General features: G+C 50.2%; 19 protein-coding genes. All 19 read right to left on the bottom strand.

From position 1 onward, the window contains the following. Positions 1-5: 5 nt before the first annotated feature. The 19 genes from flhB to fliG all read right to left on the bottom strand — a co-directional run bounded on the left by flhB (position 6) and on the right by fliG (position 14794). The gene (flhB, locus tag ACFVVF_RS00775; RefSeq protein ID WP_387804504.1) at positions 6-1115 is read right to left on the bottom strand and encodes a flagellar biosynthesis protein FlhB; all 1110 of its coding nucleotides are present in this window, start codon (positions 1113-1115) and stop codon (positions 6-8) included. A 13-nt stretch (positions 1116-1128) separates the two neighbouring features. After that, the gene (gene fliR, locus ACFVVF_RS00770; RefSeq protein ID WP_387804502.1) at positions 1129-1920 is read right to left on the bottom strand and encodes a flagellar biosynthetic protein FliR; all 792 of its coding nucleotides are present in this window, start codon (positions 1918-1920) and stop codon (positions 1129-1131) included. A 16-nt stretch (positions 1921-1936) separates the two neighbouring features. Then, positions 1937-2206, bottom strand: coding sequence for a flagellar biosynthesis protein FliQ (fliQ, locus tag ACFVVF_RS00765; RefSeq protein ID WP_188891192.1), 270 nt, complete (start codon positions 2204-2206; stop codon positions 1937-1939). A 21-nt stretch (positions 2207-2227) separates the two neighbouring features. Next, positions 2228-2932 (bottom strand): flagellar type III secretion system pore protein FliP, encoded by a 705-nt coding sequence (fliP, locus tag ACFVVF_RS00760; RefSeq protein ID WP_387808705.1) that lies wholly within the window; start codon positions 2930-2932, stop codon positions 2228-2230. 37 nt (positions 2933-2969) lie between these two features. Continuing rightward, entirely contained in the window at positions 2970-3575 is a 606-nt protein-coding gene (locus ACFVVF_RS00755; RefSeq protein WP_387804500.1) for a FliO/MopB family protein, read from the bottom strand. A 45-nt stretch (positions 3576-3620) separates the two neighbouring features. Next, the gene (locus ACFVVF_RS00750) at positions 3621-3983 is read right to left on the bottom strand and encodes a response regulator (protein WP_387804498.1); all 363 of its coding nucleotides are present in this window, start codon (positions 3981-3983) and stop codon (positions 3621-3623) included. Between the two features lie 21 nt (positions 3984-4004). Continuing rightward, positions 4005-5228 (bottom strand): flagellar motor switch phosphatase FliY, encoded by a 1224-nt coding sequence (fliY, locus tag ACFVVF_RS00745; RefSeq protein WP_387804496.1) that lies wholly within the window; start codon positions 5226-5228, stop codon positions 4005-4007. Further along, positions 5218-6219 carry a flagellar motor switch protein FliM gene (fliM, locus tag ACFVVF_RS00740; protein ID WP_387804494.1) on the bottom strand — a complete coding sequence of 334 codons (1002 nt, stop codon included), beginning with the start codon at positions 6217-6219 and terminating at the stop codon, positions 5218-5220. The genes fliY and fliM overlap by 11 nt, the downstream gene beginning before the upstream one ends. Before the next feature lie 37 nt (positions 6220-6256). Next, on the bottom strand, positions 6257-6724 hold the full coding sequence (locus tag ACFVVF_RS00735) for a flagellar basal body-associated FliL family protein (RefSeq protein WP_387804492.1): 468 nt from the start codon (positions 6722-6724) through the stop codon (positions 6257-6259). Positions 6725-6726: 2 nt separating this feature from the next. Continuing rightward, on the bottom strand, positions 6727-6948 hold the full coding sequence (locus ACFVVF_RS00730) for a flagellar FlbD family protein (RefSeq protein WP_387804490.1): 222 nt from the start codon (positions 6946-6948) through the stop codon (positions 6727-6729). Between the two features lie 66 nt (positions 6949-7014). Further along, positions 7015-7830, bottom strand: a complete 816-nt coding sequence (gene flgG / locus ACFVVF_RS00725; protein ID WP_387804488.1) for a flagellar basal body rod protein FlgG — start codon at positions 7828-7830, stop codon at positions 7015-7017. A 104-nt stretch (positions 7831-7934) separates the two neighbouring features. After that, positions 7935-8303 (bottom strand): TIGR02530 family flagellar biosynthesis protein, encoded by a 369-nt coding sequence (locus ACFVVF_RS00720; protein WP_387804486.1) that lies wholly within the window; start codon positions 8301-8303, stop codon positions 7935-7937. After that, positions 8300-8809, bottom strand: a complete 510-nt coding sequence (gene flgD, locus ACFVVF_RS00715) for a flagellar hook assembly protein FlgD (RefSeq protein ID WP_387804484.1) — start codon at positions 8807-8809, stop codon at positions 8300-8302. Before flgD ends, ACFVVF_RS00720 begins: the two co-directional genes overlap by 4 nt. Positions 8810-8849: 40 nt before the next feature. Then, positions 8850-10208, bottom strand: coding sequence for a flagellar hook-length control protein FliK (locus tag ACFVVF_RS00710; protein ID WP_387804482.1), 1359 nt, complete (start codon positions 10206-10208; stop codon positions 8850-8852). 30 nt (positions 10209-10238) lie between these two features. Continuing rightward, entirely contained in the window at positions 10239-11150 is a 912-nt protein-coding gene (locus tag ACFVVF_RS00705; RefSeq protein ID WP_387804480.1) for a MotE family protein, read from the bottom strand. 38 nt (positions 11151-11188) lie between these two features. Continuing rightward, complete coding sequence (fliJ, locus tag ACFVVF_RS00700; protein WP_387804478.1) at positions 11189-11635, bottom strand: flagellar export protein FliJ; 447 nt, start codon at positions 11633-11635, stop codon at positions 11189-11191. 7 nt (positions 11636-11642) lie between these two features. Beyond that, the gene (gene fliI / locus ACFVVF_RS00695; RefSeq protein ID WP_387804476.1) at positions 11643-12968 is read right to left on the bottom strand and encodes a flagellar protein export ATPase FliI; all 1326 of its coding nucleotides are present in this window, start codon (positions 12966-12968) and stop codon (positions 11643-11645) included. Then, positions 12955-13788, bottom strand: a complete 834-nt coding sequence (locus tag ACFVVF_RS00690) for a FliH/SctL family protein (protein ID WP_387804474.1) — start codon at positions 13786-13788, stop codon at positions 12955-12957. Before ACFVVF_RS00690 ends, fliI begins: the two co-directional genes overlap by 14 nt. Next, entirely contained in the window at positions 13781-14794 is a 1014-nt protein-coding gene (gene fliG, locus ACFVVF_RS00685; RefSeq protein ID WP_387804472.1) for a flagellar motor switch protein FliG, read from the bottom strand. Before fliG ends, ACFVVF_RS00690 begins: the two co-directional genes overlap by 8 nt. Positions 14795-14800 lie beyond the last annotated feature (6 nt).

The raw sequence follows: 14800 nt of genomic DNA, 5'->3' as shown, positions 1-14800 counted from the left end.
CTGCCTCATCCCTTTCGATTATGATGATTTACTCGGCCTTTCAATTTATATACGTGCGCAAGCACTTCCGCCACAGCCTGGAACAGGTCCGCAGGTATGGAATCTCCGATGTCTGCCCGTTCGTACAGCGCTCTGGCCAGCGGCTTATTTTCCATCATTATGACGCCATGCTCCTTCGCAACCTCTCGGATTTTAAGCGCGATATGGTCCATCCCTTTGGCGATAATGAGCGGCGCTTCCATCTTCGCAGCGTCGTACTGCAGGGCAATGGCAAAGTGCGTCGGGTTCGTAATGACGACATCCGCCTTCGGAACCTCCTGCATCATCCGCTGCATCGCCATCCGGCGCTGCCTTTCGCGAATTTTGCCTTTGATTAAGGGATCGCCCTCTACTTTTTTGTGTTCGTCTTTAATGTCTTGCTTGGACATCCGCAAGTTTTTGGCATGCTCGTATCGCTGATACATATAATCGAGCAAGGCCACTACAACTAATACAGCACCAATTTTAATACCTAGATTCACCGTCAATCCGGCTGCAAAATTAAAAATTTGTTCAATCGACAAATGCGGAAGTAATAGAATACGATTCCATTGCCCCGCAATCGTCTGATAGACGAGAAGGCCGATAATGAGCAATTTCGTAATGCTCTTCGCAAACTCGACCAAGGATCTTGCAGAAAAAATTTGTTTAAAGCCGTTATACGGATTCAGCTTGCTGAACTTTGGCTTGAGCGGGTCACCCGTCAACAGAAAGCCAAACTGCAATACATTTCCGACTATTGCGACGATAACAGCAATCGCAAAAATTGGAGCCAGAATCCAAATCAAGTCGACCGTCAGTTCTTTGAACAAAATTCGAACATTTCCTTCTGACAACTCCATCGTCAGCTGGTCATTGAACAAATGCTCGAACATAACCATGATACGCTCTTTGAAATAACCGCCAATCATGGCGAACCCCGCAAACACGAACAACAGAATGAAAGAGCTGGGCAGCTCAGCCGATTTGGATACCTGCCCCTTCTTTCTTGCGTCCTGCGTCTTTTTCGGTGTCGCCTTTTCCGTCTTTTCTTGGCTGAATAGCTGCAAGTCGAGCTTCAAGCGGTACGTTCGCACGGCTGCAGCCTCCTTATTGGCCTTCGGCTTGCTGTACGATGCCAAACAACTGCTCCAGGTTGTCGAATAAAATTGCGAACAGCTTGTCGAATAAAACCGCCATCCCAGGCATGAGCAGGATCAGAACAAACAAACCGATAATAATTTTGAGCGGTATGCCGATTACAAATACGTTATACTGCGGTGCTGTCTTCGCCAGAAAGCCAAGACCGGCATCCGTCAAGAACATGGATACGGTAAGCGGTGCAGCAATTTGAAGCGCAAGCATGAATGTATGCCCTACCGCCTTAGTCAGAAATTCCGTAATGCTTCCTTCATAAAGCCTGCCAAACAGCTCGTTGTCCAGCGGTATCCATTGATAGCTGTCCATCAGTGCGGTCAGCAGGTAATGATGGCCGTTCATTATTAGAAAGATCATGATAAGGAGCATATACTTGAAGTTGCCGAGCAGCGGCGCGGATGTTCCTGTCATCGGATCGACGACGTTTGCCATCGCAAAGCCAATCTGAAGATCCATGAGAGCTCCTGCCGTCTGCACAACAGTAAAGAACAGATAAACTATGTAACCTATTAGAAGTCCTACCAATACTTCTCTGAAGATAAATAATATATATTGCGCATCAGGAACGACGGTCTGCTTCATCCCATAGGTCATAAAGACGATAAAAGAAATAAAGAAGCCTAGACCAATCTTAAATGCGTTTGGCACACCCCTCATGGAAAACAGCGGTGCGACGACGAAAAAAGCCGTAATTCGACAAAAGATTAACAAAAAAATAGGAAAGCTTTGCACGAACAGATCCATCTCTTCGATTCACAGCCTATCCGATGTATTTATATAAATTATTCAGCAGATTGTAAGTGAAATCGACGATCGTATTTAAGATCCAAGGACCAAATACAATAATGGATAAAAAAACCGCTACGATTTTGGGCACAAATGCTAACGTCTGCTCCTGAATTTGCGTAGTCGCTTGAAAGACACTGACGATTAATCCGACGACTAGTGCAATCACAAGCATTGGTGCGCTGGCTTTCAAAATCGTATAAAGGGCTTGTCCCGCCAAACCGATAATGAAATCAGCACTCATGGCACGTTCCTCCCGTCTTCGTCATGGATTGAAGCTGAGCAGCAGCGATTTGACGATTAAGTACCACCCATCCACAAGCACGAATAAGAGCAGCTTGAACGGAAGTGAAATCATGACGGGCGGCAGCATCATCATCCCCATCGCCATTAATGTGCTGGCAACGATCATGTCGATGACAAGGAATGGAATAAAGATCATAAACCCCATTTGAAAAGCTGTTTTCAGCTCGCTGATCGCATACGCGGGAACGAGTACCGTTATCGGAATATCCTCGAATGATGCCGGCTTCTCCGTCTTGGTGTAATTCATGAATAGCAGCAGATCTTTCTCTCGCGTATGGGAGAACATAAACTTCTTCATCGGAACTGCGGCTGCCTCCAGCGCTTGTGTCTGCGATACTTCACCCTTGAGATAGGGCTGCAGGGCTACCTCATTCACTTGCGATAGCGTAGGCGCCATGATAAAGAAGGTAAGAAACATCGCCAGGCCAATCAGCACTTGGTTCGGCGGCATTTGCTGCGTGCCGAGCGAAGTCCGGACAAAGCCGAGGACGACTACGATTCTCGTAAAGCTGGTCATCAGAACGAGAATAGCCGGGGCTACACTCAATACTGTTATTAGAAGCAATATCGATAATGCGCTCGTTCCCGGTTGTTCTCCTCCGTTGCCAAAATTGATCTCGACATTGGGCAGCGGCTCCGCGAATGCATGCGGTTGAAGCAGCATCGCGGCAAGCTGTACGGCGACGATCGATATCCACCATTTATTTTTCATTGTCATCCATCAACCGTTCATTAGGTTTATCGTCTTTAAGCAACGACTCCAACTGCTGTTTACGGTCCGCTTGACGATTCAGTTTGTCGTTCAGCATCGCCTGGAAAGACGCAGAGTCGGTATTCCATTGTCCTTCCGGGGATTCAGCTTCTGTGCCGCGCTTGCGGAATCTGCCGAGAAGCTCCGACACCGAACCGCCGGACCAACTGCCGGAAGATTGTCGCTCAAGCGCGGCGATAATTTGCTGCGCCTGTTCACCAGACTCTACCTTGTCTAGCAGCGTAACGTTCTCGCCAACTCCGACGATGTAAAGCCGGCCTGCAAGCTCAACGACCTGAAGGGAGTTGTTTTGTCCCAGTGCAACGCCTCCGAGCGAACGAAGCGAGCGATTTGTGCCCCACACCCGGCTCTTCTGGGACAAAAACTTCATAACAACGACTATTAAGCCGATAACTAGAAATAAAGATATAACGACCCAAATCATGCTGCCGGTCAAATTGCCTGAATCGGAGAATGCCGGTTTCCCGCTATCCCCGTTCAATTCACTTGCTGCTGCGTATGCAGGCCAAACCGCGATGCCTGCTGCCGAAAGCATGGATAGTTTTGCGCTTATTCCCCTGATTAGCATACCGGGGAACCGTTAGCCGAGCGTTTTCTTAATTGCTTCGATAACGCGGTCGGCTTGGAACGGCTTCACGATGAAGTCTTTCGCGCCCGCTTGAATCGCATCGATAACCATCGCCTGCTGCCCCATTGCGGAACACATAATAACCTTCGCATTGCCGTCCAGCTTTTTAATTTCCTTCAATGCAGAGATACCGTCCATTTCCGGCATCGTAATGTCCATCGTAATCAAATCTGGTTTCAATTCCTTAAATTTCTCCACCGCCTGCGCGCCATCCTGCGCTTCTCCGACGACTTCGTAGCCGTTCTTGGATAAAATGTCTCGGATCATCATGCGCATAAAAGCTGCGTCGTCTACGATTAGAATGCGGTTTGCCATCTTTTTTTTCCTCCTAGGGTGTTATTGTAATTTTTGAATTCGGTCCCATTGGCTTACAATATCGGTTACGCGTACGCCAAAGTTTTCATCGATAACGACAACCTCGCCTTTAGCAATCAGCTTATTGTTCACGAGAATGTCGACAGGTTCACCGGCCAGCTTGTCCAGCTCGATAATCGATCCTTGGGACAATTCCAATATATCCTTAATTTGCTTCTGGGTCCTTCCTAATTCTACGGTAACCTTAAGCGGTATGTCGAGCAATAAATTAAGGTTTGTTTCATCGGTATTCACATACGGCGCTTGGTTGAAATTAGCGAATTGTACAGGCTGTACATTTACGCCCCGGTTCATCGGATCTCCGTACGTTTGCGGGCCTTGCGGCTGAACTGGCGGCATTTCGTAATAGGATGGCGGCTGTTGCATCTGAGAAGCTGCTGCCGCTTGCATGTGGCCTTGATTATGAGCCGCTGGGGCCGGCTGCTGCGCAACTGGCTGTTGCGGCTGCGGCGGCGCTGCAGCCGGCGCTGGTGCGCTTGCTGGCTCCTCCGCTCCTCCGCCCATTAGCGTTGACACCATTTGCTTCGCGAACGATACAGGGAGCAACTGCATAATCGTCGAATCGATGAGATCACCGATCGTCAGCCGGAACGAAATTTTGATGAAAACATCGACCGGCGGCAGCTGGCCCATGCCATCACCGCTGTCTACATCGAGAATGTCAATGCCAGGGGGCGAAATGTTGACGAACCGGTTGAAAATGGTCGACATCGACGTTGCCGACGAGCCCATCATTTGATTCATCGCTTCCTGCACTGCGCTAATATGTATTTCATTCAGCTCCTGAGCCGTAACTTCGCCTTCTCCGCCCAGCATCAGGTCTGCAATGACTTGAGCATCCTTCGTCTTAATAACGAGCGAATTGATGCCTTCAAATCCGTCTACGTATTGCACGCTAACCGCAACATGCGGCTTCGGAAATTCGTCAGACAGCTGATCTCTCCGGATAAAAGTAACTTCCGGCGTCGTAATGTCGACTTTTTTGCCAAGCAGCGTGGAGAGAGCCGTTGCTGCGCTTCCGAATGTAATGTTGCCAATCTCGCCAAGCGCGTCCTGCTCAATCGAAGTCAGAAAGTCAGACAGCACCGCATTTTCTGCGGCAGGCTGCTCCGTCTCCGTCTCACCGGATGACTGCTTCAACAACGCATCTATTTCTTCCTGAGACAAATAATCTTTACTCGTCATATTCTTCTTCCGCTCCTTCGTTGACAACTTGATCCACTTGAACGGCTAACCGATCTTTGACCGAGCCGGGACTGCCGATAAATTTCAACTTGTCGCCTACCTTGATTTGCAAGCCTTTGTTGATCGGCTTATGAAGCGAAATAACGTCGCCGACGGACAAACTGAGAAACTCTTGAATCGTAATCGATGATTCTCCCAGCTCTGCGACGATCGGCAGCTTGGCCTTGCTGACACGATGCTCCAGCATTTCTACTTCTTCCGGTATGCGCTCCTTTTTCTGCGACACGAACCAGTGGTGGGCCGAGAGGCGAGGCATAATCGGCTCAATAACGACATGCGGGATACAAAGGTTGATCATACCGGTTGTATCGCCAATTTTTGTACTAAGCGATATAAGCGCGATCGTCTCATTCGGCGATACAATCTGCATGAACTGCGGGTTCGTCTCCAGCGCCTCCAGACGAGGCGAAATGTCGATGACCGTCTTCCATGCTTCCTGCAGGCTTTCGAACGTCCGGCTGAATATCCGTTCCATGACGATCGTCTCGATCTCCGTCAAATTGTTAATCTTCGACGGGGCGGTGCCTTGACCGCCAAGCAAGCGGTCCAGCATCGCATAAGCGACGTTAGGGTGAACCTCAAGCACCATTCTGCCTTCGAGCGGCTCCGCCTCAAAAATATTGAGAATGGTCATTTTCGGAATCGAGCGAATAAATTCGTCATAAGGAAGCTGCTCGACCTGAACTACACTAATTTGCACAAATGTGCGAAGCTGCGCTGAGAAATAGGTAGTTAAATATCGCGCGAAGTTTTCGTGGATGCGGGTCAAGCTGCGAATATGATCCTTCGAGAAACGAACAGCGCGCTTGAAATCGTATACCCGTACCTTCTTCGTCACTTCTTCTTTCTTCAGCTCATCTGCATCCATCTCACCGGATGACAATGCGGCAAGCAGCGCGTCTATTTCATTTTGCGATAAAACATCAACCAAATCTCTCACCCCCTTCAAGGAATGTCGGCATCAAGTTCTAAATCTGCGAAATAATAAAGTCAGTAATTTCAACCTTAATCAGCTTTTTCCCTTCCGGCAAAATCGGATTGATCAGGTTTAGAAGCTTCGATTCCAGCATGTCCTCGCCCTTGGAGCCTTTCAGTTCTTCTGCCGTCATATCCGCTAGAGTACGGTTGATAATCGGCTTTATTTCAATCTCCATCAGCTTGTCGAAATCCTCTTTCGTTTTTTTGCTGTCCAGCTGGAAAGCAAAGCTGATTTTCACAATATAGTCTGAATCCAGCAGATTACGCGTGAAGCCCTTCAGCTCGGAAGTCACTTCCACCCGCTTGTCTGCACTTAATTGCTTGACGACAACCGGTTTCTCTGCATTCGCATCCGGGCCGTTGTCATTTAAGAATGATTTGAACAAGATAATACATACAATTGCGATAAGTGTAATGGCCAGCAATGTAGTAACTAACCATGGCAACATTTTTTTCATGTCTATGGACCCTCCGTTTGTTCGCTCTTCTGGGTCGCCGCGTATACGCCGATCGTTCGAAGATAACTCTGTACGAGCAGCAGAAGATCGGACGCGCTTTCCGCCACTATGATTTTTTTGCCTGTCGTCAGTGTAATGATCGTATCAGGCGTCTCTTCTACCAATTCGATAAGAAGAGCATTAATCATGACTTTCGTGCCATTCAAACGAGTTACGGTAATCATAAGCTGCCCCCTTCACATACCGGGGAGGCTCTCGCCTCCCGCTGGTTATGGTCTAGCTAAGTGCGATTAGCGTTTCAGGTTTACAACTTCCTGCAAAATTTCATCCGATGTTGTAATGATACGGGAATTCGCTTGGAAACCCCGCTGCGCTACGATCATCTCGGTAAATTCAGCAGTTAAATCGACGTTGGACATTTCCAGTTGACCCGCAATAATGGCCCCTGTACCAAGCTCCGGATCGTTTGCGGTCATAAATTCAAATTCTCCGTCCGGATTCGCGTTAGCCGTAACCTGATACAAGTTGCCGCCCATTTTGAGCAAGCCGCTTGGATTGGTCACTTTAACGACGCCCAGCTGTGCGACGACTTCCGTACCATCTGCAGTCACACCTAAGATCGAGCCGTCTTGTCCGATCGAGAACGAGGTGTATTCTGGAGGTATCGTAATTGGCGCGCCGCCGCTGTCAAGAACAAACAAACCTTCTGCCGTAACCAGCTGTCTGTTCGCATCCGGCGTAAAGTTGCCGGCACGGGTCAGATAGACCGGTTGTCCGTCTGGACTTGGGGATACCGCGAAAAATCCGTCGCCGTCGATCCGCAGATCCGTTGGCTGATTCGTTGTCATCGCACTTCCCGGCGTATGCACGGTATCGATCGAAGCGATCGAAACGCCAAGGCCGATTTGACGGGCGTTAACACCTGCTTGCTCACCTTCAGTGGAAGCTGTAACACCAGCCGTCGTCTGGCTCATAATATCGCTGAACATGACCCGGCTGCCTTTAAAGCCAACCGTATTGACGTTTGCAATGTTATTGCCGATTACGTCAAGCTTCGTTTGAAAGCCGCGCATACCGGATACACCGGAGTACATCGATCTAAGCATTTTTTTGTATTCCTCCTAATTAAATAGTAGATACATTATTCATAGGACTGCTTCAATCGGTCGGCAGCCGTCAGGCCCCCTTATCGGTCCAGCCTGTTTCTTGCTTAGTTAAGAATAACTGCGCTGTCTATTTGCGTGAATACATTGCTGTGAAGCTGCTTGCCGTCCATGGCCGTTACAACCGTTCGGCTTGGCACATTCACAATCATCGCAATGTCTTTCATCACGATGAGAGAATCGACTGCGCCTTTCGATTCCGCCTCTTCCACCGCATTCAATATTTTCGTCAATGATTCCGGCTGCAGCTGGATGCCGCGCTGCTTCATGCGTACCTCCGCATGATGGCTGAAATTAAGCACCTTGGCATTCAGCATATCGCGGAATTCCGAAGACGGATTCGGCTTTGCTGCTGCCTTGGACTGCTGCATTAATTTCACAGGCATGATATGCCCAATTTTTACGCTGTCGCTCACGGTGTATCAGCCCCTTCCGAGGATGACTCCGAATCCTTGCCGTTCTCTGAACCGCCTTGATCTTCGCCCGTCTCCGAAATGGAAACCAGATGATCGAGAAGCACCATTGAATCGTCGCTGAATTTCGCATATTGCTTGCCGTCCGAGAGAACAACGGCACTCACGGTACCTTTTGCCAGCACGGACTGACCCTGGTCATTCATTTCATACCATTCCACCGTTTTGCCGATCAGATTGGATGCTGTTCCAAGGTTCTGACGCAGCAGCCCGAGCTGTGTCGACATATTCGTCAGCTGCTCTACCGAGGTAAATTGGGCCATTTGCGCAATAAACTCTTTATCCTGCATCGGCTGCATCGGATCCTGATTCGCCAGCTGCGTTACCAAGATTTTCAGAAAATCATCCTTGCCCAGCGTTTGGTTCGGCTCCCGCTTGGCTGCGTTCTGCACATTCTTCGCGCTATAGTTCGGCCACACGGCAGTTGGACCAATGTTGTTATTCGCCACATCGCTCACCTCCATCCTACTTGCGCATCGATTGATGTTCTTATGCCGTCGCGTTCACTGCCCGGCCAAAGCCAAGCTCCTGAATGGCAATCTGTTCAACCACTTCATTCTCAAATCCGGCATCGTCAGCTACCCGGTCGCCTTTGGATTTGTTTTGTCCTGCGAAGTTTTGCTGCGCTGTCCCCTGGCCATGCTGGCCGCCGGCGAGTTGAGCTGCGTTATGTCCCTGCGTAACCTCCAGCTTGTCAACTGATAAGCCTTGTGCCTGCAGCGCTGCACGCAATTGCGCCATTTGATTGTCCAGCACGTCTTTCGCCGAAACGGTGTCGGTATGGAAAACGGCGGTCAATTGACCGTTTTGCATCGTAATCCTTACATCTACTTGACCAAGCTGCTCCGGGAACAGTTGGATTTTCGCTTCCGTCTTGCCTCCGTTCAAGATGCTGATGTCCAGCTTTTGAACGAATTGTGCCATCGTGTCTGCGAATTGATCTGCTGCAACGTAAGGCTGAAGCAGCGCTCTCGCTGCCGGATGCTGGGCTGCTGTTCGGAGAACATCTCCAAATACCGCTCCGCCTGGCAATACGGCTCCTTGCTCTTCTGTTCCGGCCGGCAAACTATCGTCCGAGCTGCCAGCTGCAGCTTCTTCAACTGCTGCAAGCATTACTGATGGATGAACCGATTGCTGAGTCAAACGCTGCAGCAAGGCAGCCGATGTCGCTGCAGACTGCGTAACAGTTGGAGCCGTATGCTGCGCTTCATCCGCGTTATCTGCTGTTTGAGGCGTTGCGGCAATATTGCTCTTCTGCTTCTGAAGCAGCTCCTGCAGTGCTTGAAGCTGTTGACCGATCAATTGCGTCGGCTCCTGCTGCTTAATCGGCTTCAATGAGCCTTCCTGTACAGCTGCTTGAAGCTGGAGCAGCGAGTCTTGAAGTTGAAGCTTCACAGCTGACGCCGAATTTGACTCCGTGTCTGAATCAGACTGGCCGCCCTCTTGCACTTCAGCAAGCGTTAATACCGGAATGCCCAGCAAAGCCAGCAGTGCATTAAACTGATCCAGTACCGATCCCAGTTCACCTGCGGCTTTATCTTCGCTTTCGGTATCCTGTGACTGATCTTCGCTTACATCAAGCTCATTGATTAGCGCATCCAGCATACCGAGCAAATCTCTCGTTTCTTCAGCACTAATCGTGACTATGCCGCCTCCCAGACTTGCTGCAAGGGAAGCTGCTGCAGAATCTGCAGATACCGATCCGCCAGCGGATTTTGCTGTGCTGCCGTTCATTTGATAAACGAGCGCTTGCTGAAAGCCTGCGCCGCCCGCTTTCGTTTGTCCTGCTCCGCTTGTTGACGCTGCTGCGCCTCCATTAGCGGGTATTGAAGCCATGATCATATCCATTTTTTCACCTCCTCTCGAATTGAGAAGCTGTTATTTGCCTGTCATTAGCTTCGATACGAGCTGAGCTGTCAATTTCTCGTTAATGCCTGACATCCCGGCTACAATAGCCGATCGGGTATTATCGTCGACCCCGTTCAAAATCCGCAGCACTTTGCTTGGGCTTACATCTGCCATTGCAATAAGCAATTGCGCCGCGCTTTTTGGATCCATTGCCGAGAACGTTGCGTTTAACTGCGCCGTGTCAAGCGTTGAAGAAGGCTGTTTCGTCGCATTGGCTGCCGCTTGGGCTTTCTTCAGCTCCGCTTGCAGGGCGGCGATTTGCCGGTCTTTTGCAGGGACGGTATCCTTTAGCATTACTGTCGCGTCGGCCGCCGTTTTCGGGTTCATTTTTTCCATGACCCGTACCCGGTCATCCGGACGCATCGCCTCCAGAACGAGTACCATATCCTCCAGCGTCATCGCTTGCAAAATCGGCGCCGCTTTACTTGGCGTGATTTTGCCATACATGCCGGCAAGCTCCTGAATTTTGGCTTGATACTGTTCGTCCTCAAGCCCTTTCTTCTCCGAAGACTTCGTTAATTGATCCAGCTCGGTCTGCAGATTTTTCAATTCCTGCTCTTGGGCTGTTTTCTGCTGTGCGGTTTGAGCCAGCTCGTTCTCCTTCTCCGTCAACTGGGCTTGAAGATCTTCGATTTTACGGCCCATATTGTCCGATTTGATCTGTTCATCATTTGCCCCACCGGTCGATTGCTTCGCTTCAGGAAGCACATTCCGAAGGACCGGAATGGAATTGCCCAGTTTCAGCATCGAGTTGCGCATGTCGGCATTGTACAAAATGTACACGACGCCGATGAGCACAACAACAAACAGAATCGGAGTTACGAAAAACATCATTCGCTCAAAACCGTTATAGCTCTCTTTCTCCATATCCGCATTCGCCATTCCAATCACTCCCTCTAGCCTTGCGCAGCAGCTTAAGTTTACGTCGCCGATGCGATGTAGCGGACGGTCGCCATCTCATCCAGCTCATTCTGTTCCTTCAGCTGCGTCGCGTACCGGAACCGTTCATGCTCATGCTCTTTCGCTTTCATCCATACCTTCTCATCCTTCATTCGGTCAGCAAGCAGCGAGCGATTGCTGTCCACACGCATTTGCGCGCGTCTTATATCTTTGAGCTTGCTTTCGATGCAGCTGTCCAGATACTCCAGATAATGCTGCAGCATTTGCAGCTCCGATAAAGATACGGCCGTCTGCGACGTCTCCAGCAGGCTTGCCTCCCACTCCGCACGTTTCGCTCGCAGCTCGGAGAGCGACAGCTCCTCGATTTGCAGTTCGCCGATTGCAGAGGAAAGCAGCCATTCCGCTTGCGTCTTCTCGCTCGTCTTTAAGTCGACGATTTTTTGATAGGAATAACGAAAGGATGCCATTTACGGTTCAACTCCTGTAAAATTCGGTCATTAATCGGTTCTGCGTTTCTTCAAGACTAACTTTTTCATTCGTTTTTTGCCTTGTGAATCCGTTGATCGCCTCGATATTATCAATGGCCAGATCAATTTCTTGATTGGAACCGCGCTGGTACGCCCCAATATTAATGAGGTCTTCCGAACCTTTATAAATAGAAAGAAGCCGTTTTAATTGATTGGCTGCATCCTGCTGCTCTTCCGTTACGATTTCCTTCATGACACGGCTGATCGAAGCCAGAACATCGATTGCCGGAAAATGTCCCTTATTGGCCAACTGGCGGCTAAGTACGATATGTCCGTCAAGAATGCCTCGAACGGCATCCGCAATCGGTTCATTCATATCGTCGCCGTCAACCAGCACGGTGTAGAACGCGGTAATCGATCCTGTCGGACCGGTTCCCGCCCGCTCCAGCAGCTTAGGCAAGGTCGCAAAGACGGAAGGCGTATAGCCCCGGGTTGCAGGAGGCTCGCCAATAGCTAGTCCAACCTCACGCTGCGCCATGGCAAACCGGGTAACCGAATCCATCATCAGCATGACGTTCAACCCGCGGTCACGGAAATATTCAGCGATTGAAGTGGCAAGCAATGCACCTTTGATCCGGATCAGCGCCGGCTGGTCCGATGTCGCGACAACGACAACGGAACGGGCCAGACCTTCCGGTCCAAGGTCTTTCTCGATAAACTCAAGCACCTCACGGCCCCGTTCGCCGATTAACGCAATGACGTTGACGTCTGCTGAAGTATTGCGGGCAATCATGCCAAGCAGCGTACTTTTACCAACGCCTGAGCCTGCGAAAATACCGACCCGTTGGCCTTGTCCGACAGTCAGCAGGCCGTCAATTGCTCTTACGCCGATTCCGAGCGGCTCCACAACGCGAGGGCGCATCAACGGATTGCTCGGCTCGTTATGCGTGGAGTAATGCTGCATCCGGCTTGGAAGGAATGAACCGTCCAGCGGTTGCCCAAGTCCATCCAGCACTTTGCCTAACAGCTCCGAACCGACTTGTACGGTAAGCGGCTTGCCTGTGCCTACCACATCGCAGCCCGGGCTAATCGCATGCAGATCGCCAAGCGGCATTAGAATTACTTTATTGTCGCGGAATCCGACAACTTCGGCCTTGATCGGCTTTGTTGCCTTCGATGGATATATGTAGCAAACATCGCCGATGCTTGCGTCCGGTCCTTCAGACTCGACGGTCAGCCCGATAACTTGAGTTACCTTGCCGTTGACGCGGACAGGATCGATTGGAGCCAAATGCTCGACATATTTGGAAGCGTCCAGCTTACTCGCGCTCATCCTGCAATCCACGCTCCTCGCTGCTTTGATGAGCCAGTTGAATGAGCTCGCGCTTAATTTCAGACAGCTGCGTATCGATTCTCGCATCGATGCTGCCAAATGCGGAACGGATTACACATCCGGCATCTTTAACCGTTGAATCCGGCAAAATTTGAAGCTCCGCCTGCGAGTCGATTGCGAGATTCAGCTCTTCTCTTGCGGCTTGTACGAATGCCAATTGTTCCGGCGATACACAAAGCGTAATGACGCCCTGCTCCCGCCGTCTGGACAGTGACTTTCGGATAAGATCCATTGCCAGATCCGGAGCATCAGCCAATTTCTGGCCAATAATCTTCTCAGCAATCGCACAGCTGAGCTCTACTAGAAACGGTTCCGCCTCTTGAATGATTTGCTCACGCATATCGTACGAGGTTTTGAGAATCGAAGCCGCTTCCGACAGCCGCTGCTCCCATTGCTGCTTGACATCGGCTTCTGCTTGGCTGCTGCCTTCCGAATAGCCATGCTGATAACCGGATTCCTTAGACGCTTGTGCAGCTTCCTCATCAGCGAGCCGTTTCTCAAGCCACCAGGCATCGATCTGAGTCTCTGCTTCCGCCAGCAGCTGTTCACTTTGCTTTGCCGCTTCACGGATCCTTTCCTCTGCGAATGTCTGCGCATCTGTAAGAATCTGATCACGAAGTGAAATGGTCTCTTCGTCTGGACCGGCCGGTTCTTCGTCGACTATGTCCTCTTGGGCTGGTGCGGCATATTGATTATGCCAGAGCAGCTCTTTGAATTGATCGACCGAAACGACGCTGTTCGATTTAATAAGATTAGACAATGATATCGTCTCCTCCGCCGCGAGCTATAATAATCTCGCCGGATTCTTCCAGTCTGCGAATAGTAGCGACGATACGGGTCTGTGCCTCTTCGACATCACGCAGCCGGACAGGACCCATGAACTCCATTTCTTCCTTGAACGATTCCGCCATCCGTTTGGACATGTTGCGGAAAATCGCTTCGCGCACTTCCTCGCTCGCCACTTTGAGCGCGAGCTGGAGATCGGCATTTTCGATATCGCGGATAATCCGTTGAATCGAACGGTTGTCGATATTGACGATGTCCTCGAAGACGAACATCCGTTTCTTGATTTCTTCTGCAAGTTCGGGATCTTGAATCTCCAGCGCGTCGAGAATGGTACGTTCCGTACCGCGGTCAACGCCGTTCAAAATTTGAACGATGGAGTCAATGCCGCCTGCATTCGTGTAATCCTGGGTAACGGTTGCTGAAAGCTTCTGTTCCAGCACCCGCTCGACCTGTCCGATAACTTCCGGCGAGGTGCTGTCCATCAAAGCAATTCTGCGCGCAACATCCGCCTGCTTGTCTTGCGGAAGCGAGGACAAAATATGCGAGGATTGCTCGGATTGCAAATACGAGAGCACGAGTGCGATCGTCTGAGAATTTTCGTTTTGGATAAAGTTCAAAATTTGAGTCGGCTCCGCCTTACGGGCAAAGTCGAACGGCCGAACCTGCAGCGTAGCAGTCAGACGGTTGATAACCTCCACTGCTTTTTGCTCGCCCAGCGCTTTCTCCAAAATATCTTTGGCGTACGAAATGCCGCCTTGCGTAATGTATTCCTGAGCCAAGCAAATTTGGTGGAATTCGCTAATAATCGATTCCCGTTCACTGCTGTCGATTTTGCGTACATTGGCGATCTCAAGCGTAAGCTGCTCGATTTCCTCTTCCCGCAAATGCTTGAAGATTTGTGCCGAAACTTCCGGCCCCAACGTAATTAACAGAATCGCCGCCTTTTGCCTGCCGGATAATCCGTTTGCTGCTTTCGCCATTTATGC

The organism is Paenibacillus sp. NPDC058174 (genome assembly GCF_042883865.1).
Lineage (GTDB): Bacteria > Bacillota > Bacilli > Paenibacillales > Paenibacillaceae > Pristimantibacillus.
Note: the sequence above shows the minus strand (reverse complement) of the source record. Positions and strands in the feature narration are given on the sequence as shown.